Genomic DNA, 22,422 nt, shown 5'->3' with positions numbered 1-22,422 from the left:
ACATGGCTTACGTTTTCACAGCATATGATGGATAATGACGGGGAAACTGAGAGACCCGACTCTTTTAATCTTTCAAGGAGCAAAGAATGTTAATTCTGACTCGTCGAGTTGGTGAAACCCTCATGATTGGCGATGAGGTCACTGTCACAGTGTTAGGGGTCAAGGGCAACCAGGTTCGTATTGGTGTGAATGCCCCTAAAGAGGTGTCAGTTCACCGCGAAGAAATCTATCAGCGCATTCAGGCAGAGAAGTCTCAACAGACGACTTACTGATTTCGAAGCAGCGTCTCGTTGCTCAGCGAGACGCTACTGCGCTTTTTTATGCCCGCCACAAACTATTCCCTGACTTCTTCTGCAAAATCTTCCAGCTCTCTTCTTCACTTTGTTTGCTATTTCACAGTAGCGGCTTGTTGATAAAACACTCTTTTTGCCGTGAAATCGCCCATGTTGAGCGTGAATTGTGCAAACGCACGTGAGTTGGGAAAAATTGTTTGACTTAAAAGTCGGAGAAAGTAATATGTGCGCCACGCAGTGCCGATGAGCTTCTCTAAAGCAAGTTAGGCACAATTCGAAAGAAGCGTATGGTGAGGTGGCCGAGAGGCTGAAGGCGCTCCCCTGCTAAGGGAGTATGCGGTCAAAAGCTGCATCCGGGGTTCGAATCCCCGCCTCACCGCCATTTGCATCCATAGCTCAGCTGGATAGAGTACTCGGCTACGAACCGAGCGGTCGGAGGTTCGAATCCTCCTGGATGCACCATATTTTGCAGTATGGTGGGGTAGTAACAACGTACCATACGGTATCAAAAAAGAATTCCTGTGCATCCATAGCTCAGCTGGATAGAGTACTCGGCTACGAACCGAGCGGTCGGAGGTTCGAATCCTCCTGGATGCACCATTCTTTCTGTCAACTTGTTTCTTCAAGCAGACAAATCAAAAATTAGTAATGCATCCATAGCTCAGCTGGATAGAGTACTCGGCTACGAACCGAGCGGTCGGAGGTTCGAATCCTCCTGGATGCACCATCTAAGAAAAACCCGCTTCGGCGGGTTTTTCGCTTTTCCGACCGCGAGCAGAGCGGTTGGAGGTTCGAGCCGGGCGCAGCGAGACAACGTTGCTTCAGCAACGGCCCGAAGGGAGAGGCGTAGCCGAATCATCCTCCGGGATGCACCATCTAAGAAAACCCGCTTCGGCGGATTTTTCGTTTTCTGGCATTCAGCAACACACTGCTGTTATCCCGCCATCCTTAGGCATCTGCACAGCACATTCCGCTATTACGCGATCAGCGACAACCTTCCGGCTTTACGCTAAAGTAGTTTTCTTTCCTCAACGATCATGGAGTAACGATGTACGACCGCTATCAGGGTCTTATTTTCGATATGGACGGCACCATTCTCGATACTGAGCCAACGCACCGCAAAGCGTGGCACGAGGTGTTGTCCCGTTACGGTATGACGTTTGATGAGGTGGCAATGGTGGCGTTGAGCGGCTCCCCGACCTGGAGTATTGCCCAGGCGATTATTGCCAGCCACCAGGCCGATCTCGATCCCCATCAGTTGGCTGCGGAGAAAACCCGTGCGGTAGAAGCGATGCTGTTGGACAGCGTTCGTCCCTTGCCGTTGATCGAGGTGGTGAAGGCCTACCATGGTCGTCGTCCTATGGCCGTGGGCACGGGCAGCGAGCACCGCATGGCAGAAACCTTGTTACGCCATCTGGGTCTGTTCCACTGCTTTGATGCGATCGTGGGCGCCGATGACGTGCAACGTCATAAGCCGGAGCCAGACACCTTCCTGCGTTGTGCCGAATTGATTGGTGTGCCGCCAGAGAAATGCGTGGTGTTTGAAGACGCAGACTTCGGTATTCAGGCCGCTAAAAGCGCCAATATGGCTGTGGTAGACGTTCGTACGCTGTGAGTAGTACGCTGGTCGTTATGTCGTTGTTTGGCAGCAGCTTCCTCAGTGCGACGTTGCTGCCGGGAAATTCAGAAATTGTTTTGGTCGCCTTGCTGACCAACAGCCGTGTCTCACCGGAAATACTGGTGCTGGCCGCGACGTTGGGTAATACGCTCGGTGGGTTGACCAATGTCATTATCGGGCGCCTGTTACCGGCGTTGAAACCACAGCGAGGACTGGATACAGCGCTCGGGTGGATGCAACGCTTCGGCCCGGCTGCGCTATTGCTCAGTTGGGTACCGGTAGTGGGCGATTTATTGTGCGTGTTGGCAGGTTGGCTGCGCATGCCCTGGGGCCCTGTCGCGCTGTTTCTGTGTATCGGAAAGGCGGTGCGTTACATCATTCTGACGATGATAACGTTACAGGGAATGGCCTGGTGGCATTAACGACGTGAATATAACTCAATATTCTCTCGGGTGCGGATTCAGTATGCTTACGAGTTCTTGTTTTTAGAAGCGGGAGGTCAATTTGATCCCGGACGTATCTCAGGCGCTTTCTTGGTTGGAAGCCCATCCCCATGCATTAAAAGGCATCCGTCGCGGCATTGAGCGTGAAACGCTGCGTGTTACCGCGGACGGTAAGCTTGCAACAACCGGGCATCCGGAGAAATTGGGGGCGGCATTAACGCACCACTGGATAACCACAGACTTTGCTGAGGCATTGTTAGAGTTCATTACGCCAGTTGACGACAACCTCGATCACTTGCTGACGTTCTTACGTGATATTCATCGTCACGTCGCGCGTAACCTGGGTGACGAGCGTATGTGGCCGCTTAGCATGCCGTGCTTTATTGAAGCCGAGCAGGACATTGAGCTGGCGCAGTTTGGCTCGTCGAACATTGGTCGCATGAAAACGCTGTATCGTGAAGGGTTGAAGAACCGATATGGCGCGTTGATGCAAACCATTTCCGGTGTGCACTACAATTTCTCACTGCCGCTGGAGTTCTGGCAGGCATGGGCTGGTGTTAAAGATGCTGAAAGTGGTAAGGAGCAGATCTCAGCGGGATATTTCCGCCTGATCCGTAACTATTACCGTTTTGGTTGGGTCATTCCGTACTTGTTTGGTGCATCGCCGGCGATCTGTTCTTCATTCCTGAAAGGGCGTGAAACCACGTTGCCATTTGAACGTACTGAACAAGGGATGTGTTATCTGCCGTATGCCACCTCGTTGCGTCTGAGCGATCTCGGTTATACCAACAAATCGCAGAGCAACCTGGGCATTACTTTCAACGATCTGCAAAGTTATGTTGAAGGCCTGAAGCGGGCAATTGCCACGCCATCAGAAGAGTTTGCCAAGTTGGGCGTAAAGGACGGCGATCGTTATCTGCAGTTGAACAGCAATGTGCTGCAGATCGAAAACGAACTCTATGCGCCAATTCGACCTAAGCGTGTGACCAACAGCGGAGAGACACCGTCAGATGCGCTGCTGCGCGGCGGTATCGAATACATTGAAGTTCGCTCGCTGGACATCAACCCATTCTCACCAATCGGTGTAGATGCGGTACAGGCACGTTTCCTGGACCTGTTCCTGGTGTGGTGTGTGCTGGCCGATGCGCCGGAGATGAGCAGCGATGAGTTGCTGTGCACGCGTAAAAACTGGAATCGTGTGATCCTCGAAGGCCGTAAACCGGGTCAAACGATTGGTATGGGCTGTGATGACAGCCGTGAGCCGCTGGCAAAAGTAGGTAAAGCACTGTTTGACGATCTGCGCCGCGTGGCGGAAGTGCTGGATAGCGAAGCCGGCGATAGTCAGTACCAGCAAGTGTGCGATGAACTGGTCGCGGCGTTTGACGATCCGGATTTGACATTCTCTGCCCGCATCCTGAAAGCGATGAAGGAAGAGGGGACGGGGCGTGTGGGCCTGGAACTGGCTGAACAATACCGTCAGATGTTGATAGAAGAGCCGCTGGAAATCCTGACTGAAGCCGATCTGGCAAATGAACAGGAAGCTTCGTGGGAGCGTCAACGTAACGTAGAAGCCAGTGATACGCTAAGCTTTGAAGAGTTCCTGAAGCAACATGGCGGGAGCTGAAAAAGAAAAAGGCCACATCAATGTGGCCAAATATGCATCTCTGATGACAGGGATGATGATAACAAATGCGCGTCTTTCACATATTCAGACTCGCTGAGTTAGAAAAGGTTTCCTGGTTAGATAAAAAAGTTTCGAAATAAATACTCTTTTACGAGGAGGTAACGAAATGCCATTGCTGGATAGCTTCACCGTAGACCATACTCGCATGGCAGCTCCGGCTGTCCGCGTAGCGAAAACCATGAAAACTCCTCATGGCGATACCATCACAGTGTTCGATCTGCGTTTCTGCCGTCCGAACCTGGAAGTGATGCCTGAGCGCGGTATTCATACGCTGGAACACCTGTTTGCCGGTTTTATGCGTGACCACCTGAATGGTCAGGGTGTTGAGATTATCGATATCTCCCCGATGGGATGCCGTACCGGCTTCTATATGAGCCTGATTGGTGTACCGGAAGAACAGCGAGTTGCCGATGCGTGGAAAGCCGCAATGGGCGATGTGCTGAAAGTGACCGATCAGCGTAAAATTCCTGAGCTGAATGAGTTCCAGTGTGGGACTTACCACATGCACTCATTGGAAGAAGCGCAGGAAATCGCTAAGCATATTCTTGATCACGACGTGGTAGTGAACCACAACGAAGAGTTGGCGCTGCCGAAAGAGAAGTTGCAAGAACTGCACATCTAGTTCGGTCCCGGTTTCAACGATAAAAAAAGACGCGATATTCGCGTCTTTTTTCTTTCCAGGGTCAGTGTTGCTGAACACTGGATTGCAGTGATTTTATCGGCGTGACCCGCACCTGTTTGATCATATTGTCCTGTACGTCGAGGATATCGATATCATAGTGGCCTACGCGGGCTCGAGTGCCGATTTCAGGGATTTCTTCCAGTTCTTCCAACAGCATACCGTTAACCGTACGCGCATCAGTGGCCGGCAGGGTCCAATTGAACGCCTTGTTTAACTCGCGCACGTTGGCAGTACCGTCTATCAAGACTGAACCATCGCTCTGCGGATTGACCTCTTCCGCCAACGTTGGTGACATGGAGGTTGTGAAATCACCGACGATCTCTTCCAGGATATCTTCAACCGTCACCAACCCCTGAATATCACCGTATTCGTCTACGACGATGCCAACCTTTTCTTTGTTACGTTGGAATTTCACCAGTTGGACATTCAGTGGAGTCCCTTCAGGTACGTAGTAAATCTCATCGGCGGCGCGCAGCAGGTTCTCTTTATTGAACTCTTTCTTCTCGGTCATGAGACGGTAGGCTTCACGTACCCGCAGCATTCCGATAGCGTCATCCAGCGAGCTGCGGTACAGCACAATACGGCCGTGCGGCGAGTGTGTGAGTTGACGCATGATTGATTTCCAGTCGTCGTTGACATCGATACCGACGATTTCATTACGCGGCACCATGATGTCGTTCACGGTCACTTTTTCAAGGTCCAACACTGAAATCAGCATGTCCTGATTGCGACGAGATATCTGCGAGTGGGATTCGTTAACGATAGTACGCAGCTCATCTTTGCTGACGGCGTCGCTGACGCGCACGTTGGTATGGATACCGAATAGGCGCAGAACTAACGTGGTGATGCCATTGAGCAGCCATACCAGCGGAAACATGACCTTTTGCAGCGGCGCCAGTAAAAAGCTGCTGGGGAAGGCGATGCGTTCCGGATACAGTGCAGCGAAGGTTTTCGGCAGTACTTCGGCGAACAACAGTACGGCAAACGTCAATACACCGGTGGCGATAGCGACACCAAAATCGCCATATAGACGCATACCGACAATAGTCGCCAACGCGGAGGCGAGAATATTCACCAGATTATTGCCGATCAGGACGAGGCCAATCAGACGGTCCGGTTTTTTCAGTAGCTTTTCGACCCGGCGGGCAGAGCGGTTACCCTGCTTGGAGAGATGACGGAGACGATAGCGGTTTAGCGTCATCATGCCGGTTTCGGATGCTGAGAAGTAAGCGGAAACCACAATCATAACCACCAGGATAATGATCAGGGTTCCTGTCGAAACATGCTCCAACGCGGTATTCCTTATATATGGAGAAAGAGAGTCTGAGACGTTAACGAACCATCACTTGTTGGATCAGACGGCTGCCGAAGTAGGCTAATGTTAGCAAGAAGGCGCCGGCAAAACTGAACCAAACGACACGGCGGCCACGCCAGCCTTCATGGTAATGACCCCACAACAAAACGATATAGACAAACCATGCCATGATGGACAGCACAGCTTTGTGCACATTCTCTTTGCTGAACAAGTTATCCATATAAAGCAAGCCTGTGCACAACGTGAGAGTCAGTAGCACGACACCGATTTGGGTGATATGGAACATTTTACGCTCGATGCTCATCAGTGGCGGCATATCGGCGCTGAAGGACAGCTTTTTATTTTTCAGCAGATAGTCCAGCCAGGCGAGCTGCAACGCATAAAGTGCGGCGATGATCAGCGTGGCGTAGGAAAACAGTGCCAGGCCGATGTGCACCATCAGTTCAGGGCTGGCTTCCAGATGCGTAATAAACTCACCAGGCATAAAACTGGCAAAGGCGAGATTGATCATCGCGAAGCTATAAACGATGGGCAGCAAGAACCAGCCGCGATCGCGTGAAGCGACAAACGTCATGACCGAGCAGATGATCAGGCTGACTATCGAGCCGATATTGAGCAAGCTGAGGTTTTGCCCGGCACTGACATCAAAAATACGCTGTTGTAGTGCGATGGCGTGGCAAACCAACGCTACCACCGCCGAGACGAGAGCAAGCCGACGGTATGCGCTGTTCTTCCGCAACAAACTGGGAATAATCAGTCCAAGGCTGAGCAGGTAGGCGATCAAAGCCACAATGGAGAAAACTGGCATAGCGTTTAATTTTGCTTCGGCGTGGTGAATTGGATTGTCAGTATAGCGTCCAGCGCGTCCCACTCCAACCGATCTCCAACGCTGAGGCAGAGATCCTCTACGCTTCGTGTTATAATCGCCGCAATTATGTCGCCAGAGCGGCCTGTTATTACACGTTGAGCAAGAGACGATGTTTGAAAATTTAACCGATCGTTTGTCGCGCACCCTGCGCAATATCAGCGGCCGTGGGCGGCTGACCGAAGAAAATATCAAAGAAACCCTGCGTGAAGTGCGTATGGCATTGCTGGAAGCGGACGTTGCGCTACCGGTAGTGCGGGACTTTATCAATCGCGTAAAAGAAAGCGCGGTCGGTCATGAAGTCAACAAAAGCCTGACGCCGGGGCAAGAGTTCGTCAAAATCGTCAAGAGCGAGCTGATTGCCGCGATGGGCGAAGTGAACACCGAACTGAACCTGGCGGCGCAACCGCCGGCAGTGGTGTTGATGGCGGGCTTGCAAGGGGCAGGTAAAACGACCAGCGTTGCCAAACTTGGCAAATTCCTGAAAGAAAAACAGAAGAAGAAAGTGTTGGTGGTTTCCGCCGACGTTTATCGCCCTGCGGCGATCAAACAGTTGGAAACACTGGCGGAAAGTGTCGGCATCGACTTTTTCCCTTCGGATGTTAAAGAAAAACCGATCGATATCGTTAACCGTGCGCTGCAACAAGCCAAGCTGAAATTCTACGATGTATTGATCGTCGATACCGCGGGCCGTTTGCACGTTGACGAAGCGATGATGGACGAAATCAAACAGGTGCACGCGGCGATAAAGCCAGTAGAAACCCTGTTTGTGGTCGACGCCATGACCGGTCAGGATGCGGCCAATACAGCCAAGGCCTTTAACGAAGCCTTGCCGTTGACTGGTGTGGTGCTGACCAAGGTCGACGGTGACGCGCGTGGCGGTGCTGCATTGTCCATCCGTCACATTACCGGCAAACCGATCAAGTTCCTCGGCGTGGGCGAGAAAACAGAAGCGCTGGAACCATTCCATCCGGACCGTGTGGCTTCACGCATTCTCGGCATGGGCGATGTGCTGTCGTTGATCGAAGATATCGAAAGCAAAGTTGACCGTGAACAAGCGGAAAAACTGGCTAACAAGCTGAAGAAGGGTGACGGTTTCGATCTGACCGACTTCCTGGAGCAGCTTAAGCAGATGCGTAACATGGGCGGTATGGCCAGCATGCTGAGCAAACTGCCTGGTGCCGGCCAATTGCCGGACAATGTGAAATCGCAAATGGACGATAAAGTTCTGGTGCGTATGGAAGCGATCATCAATTCGATGACGCTGAAAGAACGCGCTAAACCGGAAATCATCAAAGGCTCGCGCAAGCGTCGCATTGCGGTGGGCTCCGGCATGCAGGTGCAGGACGTTAACCGTTTGTTAAAACAGTTTGACGACATGCAACGCATGATGAAAAAGATGAAAAAAGGCGGAATGGCGAAGATGATGCGCGGCATGAAAGGTATGATGCCGCCGGGCTTCCCTGGCCGCTGACAGGTGCTTGCCCTCTGGGGTGAGCGCGTTTAAGCATTTGCCGTTCGCGGTGAAAACCGCCCGAAATATGACTGGCGATAAAAAGTAGTTGACGACGATCTACGCTTTCGATTGCTTTTTGCGCCAAAATGAGTAAAATTTTCGGGCTTTTTATATTGCAACCGGGCCCCGTTCCCTCAATGGGGCCCGGCTGTTTTATTAACTAAAGAGGATGTTATGGTAACAATTCGTTTGGCACGTGGCGGCGCTAAAAAGCGTCCGTTCTATCAAGTAGTAGTGACCGACAGCCGCAATGCTCGTGATGGTCGTTTCATCGAGCGCGTAGGCTTCTTCAACCCGATCGCATCTGGTCAGGCTGAAGCACTGCGTCTGGACCTGGACCGCATCGAACATTGGGTCGGCCTGGGTGCAACTGTTTCTGATCGCGTTCACGCGCTGATCAAAGACGCTAAGAAAGCAGCTTAATCTGTCGCGGTGGTGGCAATGAGCAAGCAACTCAAACCGGTAGCACCGATCGCGCCGATTGTACTCGGTAAAATGGGGTCTACTTACGGCATCCGTGGTTGGCTCAGAGTATTTTCATCCACCGAGAACGCCGAAAGCATTTTTGACTATCAGCCCTGGTTTATCCAGCAGGCGGGTCAATGGCAGCTTGTCGAGTTGGAAGACTGGAAGCGCCACAGTCAGGATCTGATCATCAAAGTCAAAGGCGTTGATGATCGGGATGCTGCGAATCTACTGACCAATCGCGAGATCCTGGTAGATTCAAAACAACTTCCTCCGCTGGAGGGTGATGATTATTACTGGAAAGACCTTATGGGCTGCCAGGTCGTCACCACCACCGGCTACGAACTGGGTAAAGTCATCGATATGATGGAAACCGGTTCGAACGATGTGATGGTTGTGAAAGCTAACCTGAAAGATGCATTCGGCATGAAGGAACGGTTGGTCCCGTTTCTTCATGGGCAGGTTATCAAGAAAGTCGATCTCACTGCTCGCGTGATTGAAGCAGATTGGGATCCTGGTTTTTGACCTCCGAATTAAACGGTCGAAACAAGTGGAATGACAGTATGGGGATTGGCTTGTGTTCATTGGTATTGTAAGCCTGTTTCCTGAGATGTTCCGCGCAATCACCGATTACGGGGTGACTGGCCGGGCAGTAAAAAATGGCCTGCTGAGCGTGCAGTGTTGGAGTCCTCGTGACTTCACCTACGACCGGCATCGTACCGTGGACGATCGCCCTTATGGCGGCGGCCCGGGAATGCTGATGATGGTGCAACCCTTGCGGGAAGCCATTCATGCAGCAAAAGCAGCGGCAGGCGAGGGAGCAAAGGTGATTTATCTGTCACCTCAGGGACGCAAGCTGGATCAAACCGGTGTGTGCGAACTGGCGACCAACCAGAAGATGATTCTGGTGTGCGGTCGTTATGAAGGGGTAGATGAGCGCGTAATCCAAACCGAAATTGATGAAGAATGGTCAATCGGCGATTACGTACTCAGCGGTGGGGAACTGCCGGCAATGACCCTGATCGATTCAGTTGCCCGCTTTATACCGGGCGTACTGGGCCATCAGGCTTCAGCAGAAGAAGATTCTTTTGCCGACGGATTGCTGGATTGCCCGCATTATACCCGTCCTGAGGTGTTGGAAGGGATGGAGGTTCCGCCAGTTTTACTGTCGGGCAACCATGCCGAGATACGTCGCTGGCGCTTAAAGCAGTCGCTGGGCCGTACCTGGCTTAGAAGACCTGAACTTCTAGAAAGCCTAGCTCTGACTGACGAGCAAGCGGTGTTGCTGGCTGAGTTCCAACGGGAACATCAGTCCAAGCAGCAGGACTATGAAGGGAACGTCTGAGCAACTGGCTCGACGGGACCGATATATCAGTTTACCTAGGGTAAGAGACATATTATGAGCAACATTATTAAGCAAATTGAACAAGAGCAGATGAAGCAAGACGTACCTGCATTCCGTCCGGGTGATTCCGTGGAAGTTAAGGTATGGGTCGTTGAAGGTAGCAAAAAACGTCTGCAGGCATTCGAGGGCGTGGTTATCGCTATCCGTAACCGCGGTCTGCACTCTGCATTCACTGTTCGTAAGATTTCCAACGGCGAAGGTGTTGAGCGTGTATTCCAGACTCACTCACCAGTAATTGACAGCATTGCTGTTAAACGTCGTGGTGCCGTTCGTAAAGCCAAACTGTACTATCTGCGTGAGCGTACTGGTAAGTCTGCTCGTATCAAAGAGCGTCTGAACCGCGTCGGCTAACGCTGCATCCAAAAGTTAATATCTATGAAGGGGTTGGCATATGCCAACCCCTTTTTTTATGCGTATAAATTTAGATATAAAAAAGTTTGCTGTCATAGGCAGACTTTTTGCGCTATAGCGCGGCGGCACGCGGCTTGGTTTTTTCCGGGTGCGGCTGAGCCGGAATAATATCGCCAGGCTTTACGATCACTCGTGCGACGGACTCATGCGTGGCAAAGGTGCAGCTACAGTTAATATTCTGGCATTGGTGATAGCGTTCTTTGGTCGCTTCGCTGAGGTAACGGCTAGAGCGGGTATGGGCCACGCTACCGCAGAGTGGACAGTGCATCATAAAACCCCCTTGCAATGTATTAAGTGAGAACGGATCGGGCATGGGCCAAAATCAAAAAGTTTAGAGACTGCCCTGTCTATTGAACGGGAAGTGGTATCAGCGCTCCTAAGCGTGATGCTCGCAGTATCTACTGTGATAATTGATAGTGTTCATGCTCTGTACCCGTTCAATAATTACTGTGTATATATACAGTATTAAGCTATTTGCTAAAGTCGTCAATAGCTCACGTGATGTTTTTAGCAAAATGTTTAACCTCGAACTTTGGACATAAAAAAAGCCCATCAATGATGGGCTTAGAGAAGATTAGGTATAGAGGCGGGAAATTACAGACCGTATACCAGGCTGATGGACGTTGTGGTATCAGTGTTCTTCGGTGCGGACGCTGGCGGCTTGCTGTTGTAAGTCACGTTGTAAGCCAGACGCAGTGCGAACCTTTCGTTAATCGCGACGCTTAGCGCGGTTTCCGAGTTCAAGGTGGTTTCTTCGTTAGCCAGTGCGGACACACCTTCGGAGAACTTGGTGTTGTCGGTTAACTGGTACGAATAGTTAGCTGCACCGTAGGCCAGCGCTTTGGTTGAACGACCACCACCATGATATTCATCGTGACGAACGCCTGGACCAAATTCAACACGCAGATCGCTGAGAGGCCCGTTTAAGATTTGGCGACCATAACCGCCGGTCAGCGTGGAACGGGAGTCATATCCGTTGAAGCGGTCACTCAGCCAACTTGCTTGGCCGAACAAATAGTTTCGATCGGTCAGGTTATAACGGGTACGGCCACCGGCCTGATACTTTTCTGACGAACGCACATTAGAGGAGGTGGTGTTGTTGGCAGCTCCCCAGAGGCTGTAGGCAGCATCGCTGTTGAACCAGGTCATGCTGGTGTTGGCCAACAGGGTTGAGCTTTGCGAATTGCCTGACTGAGAGTTGTAACCCGCCTGGACGTTACCTTCAAACGGCTTTTTCGCGGTGGCCGGATCGTCCATCGCGGTAAAAAGCGTATTGTCGGCAAGGGCTGAAACACTGGTGAAAGTCGTTAAGCAGCTAATGAACAGCGGAATAGCGCGGCGAGCGCGTAAAGAGAGCATTTTGGATCCAGTTGTTAAGAGTGATTATAAGTGATTTCGGTCACATTATATCGGTTCGTCATGGCGACCAAAATAGCTACGATTAGCTTAAGTTTTTAATTTCTCATCATCACTTATTCACTTTTCTTCTACTTAATTAACTCCTTCCTGTGGCATATCATGCTGAGTATCCTTAGCGTTTGGCTGGATTTTAGCTAAGGTTGTCGTCTTGTGGCAACGGTGGGTGGCAGCAGTGCTTGATAATCCGGATGAGGCCGAGAGGCGTATCGTGGCCTGATGTATTGTTGTGGAAAATGTTGTGTATATTATTATTTACACTTTGTGGCGATAACTCCGATTCTTAAAGGTTAAAAAGGATAAACGACAACCTTGATTTGTTTTGTTTATTTTTTCTTGTAAATCATGTAATTGATTTCTTTTTTATCTCTCTTTTAATATGGCATTTCAAGCTGGTTTATCAGTGGTAATTTTTTATTTACGGATATCGGATTGAAAACTTTACATACCATGGTATGGTAAGGACCTGAAACGCTCAAGGTTGTATTAACGCTTACGCATAACGGCAAACGACAGGAATAGCATCATGCAAAAAGACGCGCTCAATAACGTTCATATCAGTGCAGAACAAATTCTGATCACTCCGGAAGAACTGAAGAACCAGTTCCCGCTCAGCGCCAGCGATGAAAATGAAATCGCGACCGCGCGCAAAACCATCGCTGATATTTTGCAGGGGCGCGATCATCGCCTGCTAGTGGTATGCGGACCTTGTTCTATCCACGACCCGGATGCTGCACTGGATTACGCCCGTCATTTGAAAACCCTGTCGGCTGAATTGAGCGATCAGCTGTATATCGTTATGCGCGTCTATTTTGAAAAACCACGAACCACGGTCGGCTGGAAAGGCCTGATTAACGATCCGTACATGGATGGTTCGTTTGATGTTGAAGCCGGTTTGCACATCGCGCGTCGCCTGTTGCTGGATTTGGTGGGTATGGGCCTGCCGTTGGCGACAGAAGCGTTGGATCCGAACAGCCCGCAATACCTGGGCGACTTATTCAGCTGGTCAGCGATTGGTGCGCGCACCACAGAATCGCAGACGCACCGCGAGATGGCTTCAGGTTTGTCGATGCCGGTGGGTTTCAAAAACGGTACCGATGGCAGCCTGGGTACGGCAATCAATGCCATGCGTGCTGCGGCGATGCCACACCGTTTTGTCGGCATTAACCAGGCAGGACAAGTATGCCTGTTACAAACGCAGGGTAACCCGGATGGCCATGTGATCCTGCGTGGCGGCAAAACACCAAACTACAGTGCCGAAGATGTTGCAGCCTGTGAAAAACAGATGCAGGACGCGGGACTCCACCCGTCCTTGATGATAGATTGCAGCCATGGTAACTCGAATAAAGACTATCGCCGTCAACCGGCGGTTGCTGAGTCCGTGGTAGAGCAGATCAAAGCGGGTAACCGTTCGATCACCGGCATTATGCTGGAAAGCCACCTGCACGAAGGTAGCCAGTCTTCTGAACAACCGCGTGCAGATATGCGCTACGGTGTTTCTGTAACTGACGCTTGCATTAACTGGGAAAGTACAGAGACGCTGCTGCGCCATATGCACCAGGAACTCGGCGCCGCGCTGACGGCTCGCACTGGAGAGTAGTAAGTTATGGTGGCTGAACTGACCGCGCTACGCGATCAAATTGATGAAGTGGATAAAGCGCTGCTGGAGCTGTTGGCAAAACGTTTACAACTGGTAGCGGAAGTGGGTGAGGTGAAAAGCCACCACGGCTTACCCGTCTATGTTCCTGAACGTGAGGCCGCAATGTTGGCCTCACGGCGTAAGGAAGCAGACAATCTTGGTGTACCGCCTGACTTGATCGAGGACGTATTACGTCGGGTTATGCGTGAATCTTACGTCAGTGAGAATGACAAAGGCTTTAAAACCCTGAACCCACAGCTGCGTCCGATTGTCATTATCGGCGGTAATGGCCAAATGGGACGGCTATTTAATCGTCTGCTGACGCTGTCAGGCTACCAAGTCAAAGTATTGGATCAGCAAGATTGGCCGCAGGCCGATGCTTTGCTGGCAGACGCCGGAATGGTGATTGTCAGCGTACCTATTCACGTGACCGAAAGCGTCATTGAACGGTTACCGCAGCTGCCGGCAGACTGTATTCTGGTTGATCTGGCGTCGGTAAAAAATCGTCCGTTGAATGCTATGTTGGCTGCTCATGCCGGTCCTGTGGTAGGTCTGCATCCGATGTTTGGTCCAGACGTTGGCAGTGTAGCCAAACAAGTTGTGGTGTATTGCGATGGTCGCGAGCCGCAAGCCTATCAATGGTTGCTGGCGCAGCTGCAGGTATGGGGCGCGCGTTTGCACCGTATTAGCGCGGTTGAGCACGATCAGAACATGGCCTTCATTCAGGCACTGCGCCATTTTGCGACCTTTGCTTATGGCTTGCACCTGGCAGAAGAAAACGTTCAGTTGGAACAGTTACTGGCACTCTCTTCACCGATTTATCGGTTAGAGCTGGCGATGGTCGGGCGGCTGTTTGCTCAGGATCCGCAACTGTATGCGGATATCATCATGTCGTCGGAAGAGAACATTGCATTGATCAAGCGGTACTACCAACGGTTTGGTGAGGCGATAAAGCTGCTGGAACAGGGCGATAAACAGGCCTTTATTCAAAGTTTCCAGAAAGTAGAGCATTGGTTTGGTGACTATGCGCAGCGTTTCTTGGTGGAAAGTCGCTCGTTGTTACGTCAGGCGAACGACAGCCGGCAGTAATAGCGTATTGGGGTTCGGCACTGCCGAACCCTTTTTTATCGCATTTAGGACGGATTGACCGGGACCACGTTGTCACTGGGGTAGCAACCCAGCACCTTCAGCGAACGCGTGATTGGCGTCAGATCCCTCAGCGCTTTCTGCATCGCTTCAGAACGCAGGTTAGCCTGCACATCGATATAAAACATTTCTTCCCACGGATTACCGTTAATTGGGCGAGACTCCAGTTTGGTCATGATGATGCCGTTATCGCGCAGTACCAACAATGCTTCTACCAACGCGCCTGACTGTTGACCGGTAGCCATAATCAACGTCGTTTTAGCCGGGACTTGTTCTGAGACGTCAATAGCTTTACGCGCCAGCACAATGAAGCGGGTAATGTTCTGCTGTTGATTGGCCAGATTATGTTCCAACACCTGTAGACCATAGAGTGCACCGCCAGCTTCGCTGCCCAATGCGGCAGCTTTTGGTGAGTTCAATTTGGCAACTTTTTCCATCGCTGCTGCGGTGCTTTCACAATACTCAATTTTCCAGTGCGGGTAGCGGTTAATGAATTGGCTGCACTGTTGGAATGGCTGAGGGTGGCTATACACGGTTTCGATCTGTGCAAGGTCAGTATCATTGGCAACCAGGACGCAGTGATCGATAGGGTTGGTCAGTTCGCCGACGATCGACAGGCTGGTGTGCTGCAGCAGATCGTAGACGTCGTTAATCGAACCTGAACTGGTATTCTCGATTGGCAGAATGGCGTAATCCGCCTGACCAGTTTCGACCTGGGTAAAGATATCTTGGAATTTCTGGCAACCGCATTCGATCAACTGATCGAAATGACGAGCGGCGTATTGACGCGCAGCCAAGTGTGAATAAGACCCCTTAGGGCCAAGGAATGCGATACGGGCGGAATGCTGGCTGATTTGATTGAGTTGGCTCTGTAATAGCGCCTGCTGAGTCAACACAGAATCTTCGATAATCAGTTGGAACAAGCGAGTGACGTAAAATCCGTCCAGGTCATACGGCTTGGCTGCAGCGATCAGGGCATCCAGCAAGTCGCGCTCACGCTCTTTATCGCGGATTGGCCGATGGGAGTGGAGTTTGGTTTTGCCTACTTCTACCGCCAGCTCACGGCGCTCTGCCAGCAAGGACAGCAATTTCAGATCCAATGCGCTGATGCGTTTGCGCAGCACGAGTAACGGGTTGTCAGTCATAATCAGCTTCTGCCTTGTATTTTTATACGTTGTAAAATAGCCATAAAAAAAGCCCCCTGTTTTAAGGAGGCTTTGCTGTTCGTCTTCGCATTCTTTATCACACGACGAAACGCCTCCCAATCAGGGGAAGGTAAAAAAGAATGCGAAGAAAAACGGTTTACGGACCATGTGTTATCCAGAGTGTGTGATACAGGTTTTAAAGTAACCGCAGGCTTTTATCTCGTCAATAAAAAAACCAGACAAAAAACGCGCCCTCAGGCGCGTTTGATGTGAAACAGCCGCTAAACGGTTATTCCTGTTCCGGCTCTACTTCCGGAATAATGTCCTTCACGCTGGTCGCGGCACGGCGTGCTTCGCCTTTATGCTGCACCTTATTCAACTGGCGCTCCAACTTGGCGATCAAATCGTTAACGGCGGTGTACATGTCATCATGTTTTGCGCTGGCAACCAGCGGGCCGTTAGGTGTGGTAATGGTGGCGTCGGCAACAAACCCTTGTGGTTCTTTGGATAGAACGATATGCGGGTTAATCAGTTGGGCCTGCCATTTTTCCAGTTTGGTGAGACGGTCTTCGACGTGACTGCGGATTGCGGGAGTGATATCCATTTGTTTGCTGGTAATGTTCAATGTCATATAACTTACCTCTCTGTCTTTCCGTCTTGGATGGATCCAGCATACCTCGCTTTTTGTTTAAATGCGTGATGTAAATCACGTTTTTTTGTCACTTTTTGCAAAGTTAGTTCAATCTGTGATTCAGCATTTGTATTGGCTATCTAACGCTTGAGTCTTGTGAGCGGAACGCGCATTATTGAGGGGATGCGCGGTGGGGCATTCTTGCTAACACTGTGTTTTTGCTTGTGTATTTATCCTGTTTTGGCTAAGTATTCGGCAAATGAAAACGGCAGCCTCGGCTGCCGTTTTGTTTTTCTGCTGTTGCCAATCAGGTTATGCTGGGTTGGCAGCAATCACTTTGCCCACTTTGTCGGCCTGGCCGTTCAGTTGCAGCTGCTTATACGCATTTTCCATCAGCGGCAACGCATCGCGCGTCGCTTTGGTATCTGGGTATTCACGCAGCATCTGCTCGGCGCGATTAACGACCGCGACGTAGGCACCGCGTTTAGTGTAGTATTCCACCACCGAAAGCTCATACTTGGCCAGGCGGTCTTTCAGATACACCAGACGCTTGTTTGCATCGGTCACGTACTGGCTGTTCGGGTACTGCTGAATCAGCTGGCTGAAATCGCGAAACGCCGCGCGTGCATGCTGAGGATCTCGGTCTGAACGATCGACCCCGAAGAAGCCTTGCAATGCACTGTCATCCAACGCCATATCGGTCAGACCACGCATGTACATCACGTAGTCGATGTTCGGGTGCGTTGGGTTCAGACGCATGAAACGATCGATAGACGCCTGAGCCAGCGGTAAATCGGCAGATTTGTAGTAGGCATAAATCAGATCCAACTGGACCTGCTGAGAGTACGGCCCGAAAGGATAGCGGTTATCTAACGCTTCGAGTTGCGTAATCGCGCCCTTAAAGTTACCGTCCTGCAGTTTTTGCTGGGCAGTAGCATAGATTTCCGAAGGTGGGTTGTCGGGAACCGCATCCTTGGATGTGGAGCAACCTGCCAGCGCCAGGCTCAACGTGGCTGCCGCCACCAGATATTTCATACGCGTCATGACGTTTTGATTATCCTCAGGGTGTTATTCCGGGAGACTGTCCGTTAAGCTCCCGACAAAGACCAGGTACAATAGCACATTATATTAAACGGCATCGCCGTGAAAACCCAACGTTAACGAAGAAGCTGCATATGGCACAACAAGTACAACTCACCGCAACGGTGGCCGAATCTCAACTCGGACAACGTTTAGATCAGGCTTTGGCCGAATTGTTCCCTGATTATTCACGATCTCGCATAAAAGATTGGATCCTGGACAATCGGGTGCAGGTCAATGGCAAAACGATAAACAAACCGAAAGAGAAGGTGCTGGGGGGAGAGACGGTCGCCATTGATGCACAGATAGAAGAAGAGGCACGCTGGGAACCGCAGGATATCGCCCTGAATATCGTTTACGAAGACAGTGATATTTTGGTGATCAACAAACCACGCGATCTGGTTGTGCACCCTGGCGCCGGTAATCCGGACGGCACTGTGCTCAATGCATTGCTGCACTATTATCCTGAAATTGCCGATGTGCCACGTGCTGGTATCGTGCACCGTTTGGATAAAGACACCACCGGTCTGATGGTGGTGGCGAAAACCGTTCCAGCACAAACTCGACTGGTCGAAGCACTGCAGGCGCGTGAAATTACGCGTGAATATGAAGCGGTTGCTATCGGTACCATGACTGCAGGCGGTACCGTTGAGGAGCCAATTTCGCGCCACTCAACCAAACGTACCCATATGGCAGTACACCCAATGGGCAAACCGGCGGTGACGCATTACCGTATTATGGAGCACTTCCGCGCACATACTCGTTTGCGTTTGCGTCTGGAAACCGGTCGTACTCACCAGATCCGTGTGCACATGTCGCACATTAACCATCCGCTGGTGGGTGATCAGCTATACGGTGGCCGTCCACGTCCGCCAAAGGGTGCGTCAGACGCATTTATTGCCACACTGCGCGGTTTCGATCGCCAGGCGCTGCACGCCACCATGCTGCGTTTATATCATCCGATCAGCGGTATCCAAATGGAGTGGCATGCGCCGCTGCCACAGGATATGGTCGATCTGATTAACGCACTGAAAGCTGACACCGAAGAATTCAAAGATCAGATGAACTGGTAATGGATTCGCTCATCTTGCCGGATTGGCCGCTGCCTGCAGGCGTAAAAGCCTGCAGCACAACCCGTAGTGGTGGCGTTAGTGTGCCACCCTATGATTCGCTCAACCTCGGAACCCACGTGGGTGATGAGGCTCGGGCAGTCGCGGATAACCGCCAACGGCTGGTGGTGGGGGCAGCTCTACCGCAGATGCCGCTTTGGTTGGAACAGATACATGGTACGCGTGTCGTGCGGTTAGATGGGCGAACGCCGACCGATCTGCGTGCGGACGCGGTTTACAGTAATGTGCCGGGGCAGGTGTGTGCAGTGATGACGGCAGATTGCTTGCCGGTGCTGTTTTGCTCGCAGGCCGGTGATGAAGTGGCCGCAGCCCATGCCGGTTGGCGCGGGTTGTGTAATGGCGTGCTGGAACACACGGTGGCAGAGTTTGCCACTGAGCCAGCAAACATTACCGCCTGGCTCGGTCCGGCGATTGGTCCAGAGCAGTTTGAAGTCGGGCCAGAGGTGCGTACTGCGTTTATAAATGTAGATGCCGACGCTGCCGCTGCTTTTACCCCACAGGGTGATAAATTCCTGGCTAACATCTATCTACTGGCACGCCAGCGCTTACAGCGCGCAGGTATCCACGCTATCTACGGTGGTGATCGCTGTACGGTGAGCGAAATCAGTCATTTTTTCTCCTATCGCCGCGATGGAATAACCGGACGTCTGGCAAGTTTAATCTGGGTGATATAACCTATTGAATTAGGACGGTCCAAAGACGCATGATGTAGTACCGAAAATATACAGTCGAAATAACCTTGAAAATTTGAGGGATGACCTCATTTAATCTCCAGTAGCAATTTCGACCAATCTTGGAGGTGTTATGCGTCTGGATCGTCTTACCAACAAATTCCAGCTTGCCCTCGCCGATGCCCAATCTCTTGCACTTGGGCGCGACAACCAGTTTATTGAGCCGTTACATCTGATGAGCGCCCTGCTTAATCAGGAAGGGGGCACGGTTCGTCCACTCTTAACTTCTGCCGGTATTGATGCAGGGCGCGTGCGCACTGAAATCGAACAGGCACTGTCTCGTCAGCCTCAAGTCGAAGGTACCGGTGGTGACGTTCAACCGTCTCATGAACTGGTGCGTGTCCTTAACCTGTGTGACAAGCTGGCGCAAAAGCGGGCGGACAAATTCATTTCTTCCGAACTCTTTGTACTGGCGGTGCTTGAGGATCGCGGGACATTGACCGATCTGTTGAAAGCGGCCGGTGCGACAACCGATAAAATCAGCAAGGCTATTGAGCAAATGCGAGGTGGAGACAGCGTGGAAGACCAAGGTGCTGAAGACCAACGTCAGGCATTGAAGAAATACACTATTGATCTGACCGAGCGTGCCGAGCAGGGCAAACTTGACCCGGTTATCGGCCGTGACGAAGAGATCCGTCGCACCATTCAGGTGCTGCAACGTCGTACCAAAAACAACCCGGTGTTGATCGGCGAGCCAGGCGTGGGTAAAACCGCCATCGTCGAAGGTTTGGCGCAACGCATTATTAATGGTGAAGTCCCGGAAGGCCTAAAACATAAACGTGTGCTGTCCCTCGATATGGGGGCGCTGATCGCCGGGGCCAAATACCGCGGTGAGTTTGAAGAACGTCTGAAAGCGGTGCTGAGCGATCTGTCCAAACAGGAAGGCAGTGTCATTCTGTTTATTGACGAACTGCACACAATGGTCGGCGCGGGTAAAGCCGATGGCGCGATGGATGCCGGTAATATGTTGAAACCGGCGCTGGCGCGTGGGGAACTGCACTGCGTCGGTGCCACCACGCTGGACGAATATCGCCAGTATATAGAGAAGGACGCGGCGCTTGAACGTCGTTTCCAGAAAGTCTATGTGGCAGAGCCTAGCGTTGAAGACACCATCGCTATCTTGCGTGGCCTGAAAGAACGTTATGAACTGCATCATCATGTGCAGATCACGGACCCGGCGATTGTTGCGGCGGCGACATTGTCGCACCGATACATTTCTGATCGCCAGTTGCCGGATAAGGCCATTGACCTGATCGATGAGGCCGCGTCCAGCATCCGTATGCAGATGGACTCAAAACCAGAATCACTTGATCGTCTGGAGCGCCGCATCATCCAGCTTAAACTGGAGCAGCAGGCACTGAGTAAAGAGTCAGATGACGCCAGTAAGAAACGCCTGGAAATGCTTAGCGGTGAGCTGGAACAGAAAGAGCGTGAATATTCAGAGCTGGAAGAAGAGTGGAAGGCGGAAAAAGCTTCACTCTCCGGTACGCAGAATATCAAAGCGGAACTTGAGCAGGCCAAGATCACCCTGGAGCAGGCGCGTCGCGTCGGCGATCTGGGGCGTATGTCGGAACTGCAGTACGGTAAGATTCCAGAGTTGGAGAAACAGCTTGCCGCTGCCACATTGGCTGAAGGCAAAACCATGAAGCTGTTGCGTAACCGGGTGACTGACGCAGAAATTGCCGAAGTGCTGGCACGTGCCACCGGTATTCCGGTCGCCAGAATGCTGGAAGGTGAACGTGACAAGCTATTACGGCTGGAGCATGAACTGCATACACGGGTTATTGGTCAGGATGAGGCAGTGAGTGCCGTATCCAATGCCATTCGTCGTAGTCGCGCTGGGCTTTCAGATCCGAATCGGCCTATCGGTTCGTTCCTGTTCCTCGGCCCGACCGGGGTAGGTAAAACCGAACTCTGTAAGGCGTTAGCTTCGTTCCTGTTCGACAGTGACGATGCGATGGTGCGTATCGACATGTCCGAGTTTATGGAAAAACACTCGGTATCACGGCTGGTGGGGGCACCTCCAGGCTATGTCGGTTATGAAGAAGGGGGTTACCTGACTGAAGCTGTGCGTCGTAGACCTTATTCGGTGATTCTGCTCGATGAAGTGGAGAAGGCGCATCCAGATGTCTTCAACATCCTGTTGCAGGTATTGGATGATGGGCGCCTGACCGATGGCCAGGGGCGTACTGTTGATTTCCGCAATACTGTGGTGATCATGACATCTAACCTGGGGTCCGATCTTATCCAAGAGCACTTCGGTCAGATGAACTACGCACAAATGAAGGAATCCGTCATGGAAATGGTGAGCCACCATTTCCGTCCGGAATTCATTAACCGTATAGATGAGGTGGTAGTGTTCCATCCGCTCGGTCAGAAACACATCGCCGAGATTGCCAAGATCCAGTTGGCGCGTCTGTACAAACGTTTGGAAGAGCGTGGTTACGAAGTGACGATGACCGAACCTGCGTTGGCGTTGCTGGGCAAAACGGGGTTCGACCCTGTATATGGGGCGCGTCCGCTGAAACGTGCTATCCAGCAGGAGATCGAAAACCCGCTGGCGCAGCAAATCCTTTCTGGCAAGCTGATTCCAGGCAAACTGGTTACGCTGGATGTGGAAAACGAGCACATCGTTGCCAAACAGTAACGGCAATAGCGTGTTATGACGATAAAAGGGAGCGGGAAACCGCTCCCTTTTCTTTATCTGTTTTCCTTGGGCTTCTGGTTCTTTACGGGGTAACAGCCTTAAAACACCACTTTTCTGACTAATAAACATCCTAAAATGGCTTTTTTGATGATTATTTGAA

23 protein-coding genes, 4 tRNA genes, 1 other RNA gene and 1 other annotated feature are annotated in these 22,422 nt (G+C 51.5%); of the genes, 20 read left to right on the top strand and 8 right to left on the bottom strand.

The window, feature by feature from the left end; all coding sequences use genetic code 11:
• Nucleotides 1-86: 86 nt before the first annotated feature.
• The 10 genes from csrA (at nt 87) to luxS (ending at nt 4,660) form a co-directional block, all read left to right on the top strand.
• Entirely contained in the window at nt 87-272 is a 186-nt protein-coding gene (gene csrA / locus SGR01S_RS09530; RefSeq protein WP_004091602.1) for a carbon storage regulator CsrA, read from the top strand.
• A gap of 310 nt (nt 273-582) precedes the next feature.
• Nucleotides 583-675 (top strand) — tRNA-Ser (locus SGR01S_RS09525).
• Nucleotides 676-678: 3 nt separating this feature from the next.
• A tRNA-Arg gene (locus SGR01S_RS09520) sits at nt 679-755 on the top strand.
• A 61-nt stretch (nt 756-816) separates the two neighbouring features.
• A tRNA-Arg gene (locus tag SGR01S_RS09515) sits at nt 817-893 on the top strand.
• 50 nt (nt 894-943) lie between these two features.
• Nucleotides 944-1,020: transfer RNA gene (locus SGR01S_RS09510), tRNA-Arg, on the top strand.
• Nucleotides 1,021-1,047: 27 nt separating this feature from the next.
• Nucleotides 1,048-1,168, top strand: a non-coding RNA gene (locus tag SGR01S_RS09505) — RtT sRNA.
• A 173-nt stretch (nt 1,169-1,341) separates the two neighbouring features.
• Nucleotides 1,342-1,908 (top strand): fructose-1-phosphate/6-phosphogluconate phosphatase, encoded by a 567-nt coding sequence (gene yqaB / locus SGR01S_RS09500; protein WP_061807311.1) that lies wholly within the window; start codon nt 1,342-1,344, stop codon nt 1,906-1,908.
• Nucleotides 1,905-2,333, top strand: coding sequence for a YqaA family protein (locus tag SGR01S_RS09495; RefSeq protein ID WP_061807310.1), 429 nt, complete (start codon nt 1,905-1,907; stop codon nt 2,331-2,333). Before yqaB ends, SGR01S_RS09495 begins: the two co-directional genes overlap by 4 nt.
• 82 nt (nt 2,334-2,415) lie before the next feature.
• On the top strand, nt 2,416-3,978 hold the full coding sequence (gene gshA, locus SGR01S_RS09490) for a glutamate--cysteine ligase (RefSeq protein WP_061807309.1): 1,563 nt from the start codon (nt 2,416-2,418) through the stop codon (nt 3,976-3,978).
• A gap of 166 nt (nt 3,979-4,144) precedes the next feature.
• Nucleotides 4,145-4,660 carry an S-ribosylhomocysteine lyase gene (luxS, locus tag SGR01S_RS09485; RefSeq protein WP_037424812.1) on the top strand — a complete coding sequence of 172 codons (516 nt, stop codon included), beginning with the start codon at nt 4,145-4,147 and terminating at the stop codon, nt 4,658-4,660.
• 61 nt (nt 4,661-4,721) lie between these two features.
• Here luxS and SGR01S_RS09480 read toward each other — a convergent pair whose 3' ends face one another.
• Together SGR01S_RS09480 and SGR01S_RS09475 are read right to left on the bottom strand one after the other, a co-directional pair.
• Entirely contained in the window at nt 4,722-6,011 is a 1,290-nt protein-coding gene (locus tag SGR01S_RS09480; RefSeq protein ID WP_037424814.1) for an HlyC/CorC family transporter, read from the bottom strand.
• 40 nt (nt 6,012-6,051) lie between these two features.
• Nucleotides 6,052-6,843: a cytochrome C assembly family protein gene (locus SGR01S_RS09475; RefSeq protein WP_017891659.1), complete on the bottom strand. Its 792-nt coding sequence runs from the start codon at nt 6,841-6,843 to the stop codon at nt 6,052-6,054.
• 169 nt (nt 6,844-7,012) lie between these two features.
• Between SGR01S_RS09475 and ffh the strand changes: the two genes are divergently transcribed.
• From ffh to rplS, 5 genes are all read left to right on the top strand, one after another.
• Entirely contained in the window at nt 7,013-8,374 is a 1,362-nt protein-coding gene (ffh, locus tag SGR01S_RS09470) for a signal recognition particle protein (protein ID WP_037424818.1), read from the top strand.
• A 216-nt stretch (nt 8,375-8,590) separates the two neighbouring features.
• Nucleotides 8,591-8,839 carry a 30S ribosomal protein S16 gene (gene rpsP / locus SGR01S_RS09465; protein ID WP_004932501.1) on the top strand — a complete coding sequence of 83 codons (249 nt, stop codon included), beginning with the start codon at nt 8,591-8,593 and terminating at the stop codon, nt 8,837-8,839.
• 18 nt (nt 8,840-8,857) lie between these two features.
• A complete protein-coding gene (gene rimM / locus SGR01S_RS09460) occupies nt 8,858-9,406 on the top strand; it encodes a ribosome maturation factor RimM (protein WP_037424830.1) in 549 nt (182 codons plus the stop codon).
• Nucleotides 9,407-9,458: 52 nt separating this feature from the next.
• Nucleotides 9,459-10,226: a tRNA (guanosine(37)-N1)-methyltransferase TrmD gene (gene trmD / locus SGR01S_RS09455; RefSeq protein ID WP_037424833.1), complete on the top strand. Its 768-nt coding sequence runs from the start codon at nt 9,459-9,461 to the stop codon at nt 10,224-10,226.
• 54 nt (nt 10,227-10,280) lie between these two features.
• Complete coding sequence (rplS, locus tag SGR01S_RS09450) at nt 10,281-10,637, top strand: 50S ribosomal protein L19 (RefSeq protein WP_012005300.1); 357 nt, start codon at nt 10,281-10,283, stop codon at nt 10,635-10,637.
• 112 nt (nt 10,638-10,749) lie between these two features.
• On the opposite strand, the gene SGR01S_RS09445 is transcribed toward rplS, so the two are convergent.
• Both SGR01S_RS09445 and SGR01S_RS09440 read right to left on the bottom strand, forming a co-directional pair.
• Nucleotides 10,750-10,968, bottom strand: a complete 219-nt coding sequence (locus SGR01S_RS09445) for an ogr/Delta-like zinc finger family protein (protein ID WP_061807308.1) — start codon at nt 10,966-10,968, stop codon at nt 10,750-10,752.
• A 323-nt stretch (nt 10,969-11,291) separates the two neighbouring features.
• On the bottom strand, nt 11,292-12,056 hold the full coding sequence (locus tag SGR01S_RS09440) for a DUF481 domain-containing protein (protein WP_037424880.1): 765 nt from the start codon (nt 12,054-12,056) through the stop codon (nt 11,292-11,294).
• Between the two features lie 583 nt (nt 12,057-12,639).
• Here SGR01S_RS09440 and SGR01S_RS09435 point away from each other — a divergent pair.
• Entirely contained in the window at nt 12,640-13,713 is a 1,074-nt protein-coding gene (locus tag SGR01S_RS09435) for a 3-deoxy-7-phosphoheptulonate synthase (protein WP_037424883.1), read from the top strand.
• A gap of 6 nt (nt 13,714-13,719) precedes the next feature.
• Complete coding sequence (gene tyrA, locus SGR01S_RS09430) at nt 13,720-14,841, top strand: bifunctional chorismate mutase/prephenate dehydrogenase (RefSeq protein ID WP_061807307.1); 1,122 nt, start codon at nt 13,720-13,722, stop codon at nt 14,839-14,841.
• A 44-nt stretch (nt 14,842-14,885) separates the two neighbouring features.
• On the opposite strand, the gene pheA is transcribed toward tyrA, so the two are convergent.
• From pheA to bamD, 4 genes are all read right to left on the bottom strand, one after another.
• Entirely contained in the window at nt 14,886-16,043 is a 1,158-nt protein-coding gene (gene pheA, locus SGR01S_RS09425) for a bifunctional chorismate mutase/prephenate dehydratase (RefSeq protein ID WP_037424889.1), read from the bottom strand.
• A gap of 42 nt (nt 16,044-16,085) precedes the next feature.
• Nucleotides 16,086-16,212 (bottom strand) — a sequence feature (Phe leader region).
• Nucleotides 16,164-16,211 carry a pheA operon leader peptide PheL gene (pheL, locus tag SGR01S_RS24455; protein ID WP_187962929.1) on the bottom strand — a complete coding sequence of 16 codons (48 nt, stop codon included), beginning with the start codon at nt 16,209-16,211 and terminating at the stop codon, nt 16,164-16,166. Its footprint overlaps the feature before it by 48 nt.
• Nucleotides 16,213-16,332: 120 nt before the next feature.
• Nucleotides 16,333-16,674: a ribosome-associated translation inhibitor RaiA gene (gene raiA, locus SGR01S_RS09420; protein ID WP_037424892.1), complete on the bottom strand. Its 342-nt coding sequence runs from the start codon at nt 16,672-16,674 to the stop codon at nt 16,333-16,335.
• Between the two features lie 312 nt (nt 16,675-16,986).
• Nucleotides 16,987-17,718: an outer membrane protein assembly factor BamD gene (gene bamD / locus SGR01S_RS09415; protein WP_037424894.1), complete on the bottom strand. Its 732-nt coding sequence runs from the start codon at nt 17,716-17,718 to the stop codon at nt 16,987-16,989.
• Nucleotides 17,719-17,849: 131 nt separating this feature from the next.
• Here bamD and rluD point away from each other — a divergent pair, with 131 nt between their 5' ends.
• The 3 genes from rluD to clpB all read left to right on the top strand — a co-directional run bounded on the left by rluD (nt 17,850) and on the right by clpB (nt 22,262).
• Nucleotides 17,850-18,827, top strand: coding sequence for a 23S rRNA pseudouridine(1911/1915/1917) synthase RluD (rluD, locus tag SGR01S_RS09410; RefSeq protein ID WP_037424897.1), 978 nt, complete (start codon nt 17,850-17,852; stop codon nt 18,825-18,827).
• Entirely contained in the window at nt 18,827-19,558 is a 732-nt protein-coding gene (gene yfiH / locus SGR01S_RS09405) for a purine nucleoside phosphorylase YfiH (RefSeq protein ID WP_061807306.1), read from the top strand. The genes rluD and yfiH overlap by 1 nt, the downstream gene beginning before the upstream one ends.
• 130 nt (nt 19,559-19,688) lie before the next feature.
• A complete protein-coding gene (clpB, locus tag SGR01S_RS09400) occupies nt 19,689-22,262 on the top strand; it encodes an ATP-dependent chaperone ClpB (protein ID WP_037424903.1) in 2,574 nt (857 codons plus the stop codon).
• Nucleotides 22,263-22,422 lie beyond the last annotated feature (160 nt).

Origin of the sequence: Serratia grimesii NBRC 13537, assembly GCF_001590905.1 — a bacterium.
Lineage (GTDB): Bacteria > Pseudomonadota > Gammaproteobacteria > Enterobacterales > Enterobacteriaceae > Serratia > Serratia grimesii.
Note: the sequence above shows the minus strand (reverse complement) of the source record. Positions and strands in the feature narration are given on the sequence as shown.

Excerpts from the sequence above, each read along its gene's own strand:
- csrA (WP_004091602.1), top strand. The coding sequence starts at position 87 with ATGTTAATTCTGACTCGTCGAGTTGGTGAAACCCTCATGATTGGCGAT.
- yqaB (WP_061807311.1), top strand. The coding sequence starts at position 1,342 with ATGTACGACCGCTATCAGGGTCTTATTTTCGATATGGACGGCACCATT.
- luxS (WP_037424812.1), top strand. The coding sequence starts at position 4,145 with ATGCCATTGCTGGATAGCTTCACCGTAGACCATACTCGCATGGCAGCT.
- SGR01S_RS09475 (WP_017891659.1), bottom strand. The coding sequence starts at position 6,843 with ATGCCAGTTTTCTCCATTGTGGCTTTGATCGCCTACCTGCTCAGCCTT.
- ffh (WP_037424818.1), top strand. The coding sequence starts at position 7,013 with ATGTTTGAAAATTTAACCGATCGTTTGTCGCGCACCCTGCGCAATATC.
- rpsP (WP_004932501.1), top strand. The coding sequence starts at position 8,591 with ATGGTAACAATTCGTTTGGCACGTGGCGGCGCTAAAAAGCGTCCGTTC.
- rimM (WP_037424830.1), top strand. The coding sequence starts at position 8,858 with ATGAGCAAGCAACTCAAACCGGTAGCACCGATCGCGCCGATTGTACTC.
- rplS (WP_012005300.1), top strand. The coding sequence starts at position 10,281 with ATGAGCAACATTATTAAGCAAATTGAACAAGAGCAGATGAAGCAAGAC.
- SGR01S_RS09445 (WP_061807308.1), bottom strand. The coding sequence starts at position 10,968 with ATGATGCACTGTCCACTCTGCGGTAGCGTGGCCCATACCCGCTCTAGC.
- SGR01S_RS09440 (WP_037424880.1), bottom strand. The coding sequence starts at position 12,056 with ATGCTCTCTTTACGCGCTCGCCGCGCTATTCCGCTGTTCATTAGCTGC.
- SGR01S_RS09435 (WP_037424883.1), top strand. The coding sequence starts at position 12,640 with ATGCAAAAAGACGCGCTCAATAACGTTCATATCAGTGCAGAACAAATT.
- tyrA (WP_061807307.1), top strand. The coding sequence starts at position 13,720 with ATGGTGGCTGAACTGACCGCGCTACGCGATCAAATTGATGAAGTGGAT.
- pheA (WP_037424889.1), bottom strand. The coding sequence starts at position 16,043 with ATGACTGACAACCCGTTACTCGTGCTGCGCAAACGCATCAGCGCATTG.
- raiA (WP_037424892.1), bottom strand. The coding sequence starts at position 16,674 with ATGACATTGAACATTACCAGCAAACAAATGGATATCACTCCCGCAATC.
- bamD (WP_037424894.1), bottom strand. The coding sequence starts at position 17,718 with ATGACGCGTATGAAATATCTGGTGGCGGCAGCCACGTTGAGCCTGGCG.
- rluD (WP_037424897.1), top strand. The coding sequence starts at position 17,850 with ATGGCACAACAAGTACAACTCACCGCAACGGTGGCCGAATCTCAACTC.
- yfiH (WP_061807306.1), top strand. The coding sequence starts at position 18,827 with ATGGATTCGCTCATCTTGCCGGATTGGCCGCTGCCTGCAGGCGTAAAA.
- clpB (WP_037424903.1), top strand. The coding sequence starts at position 19,689 with ATGCGTCTGGATCGTCTTACCAACAAATTCCAGCTTGCCCTCGCCGAT.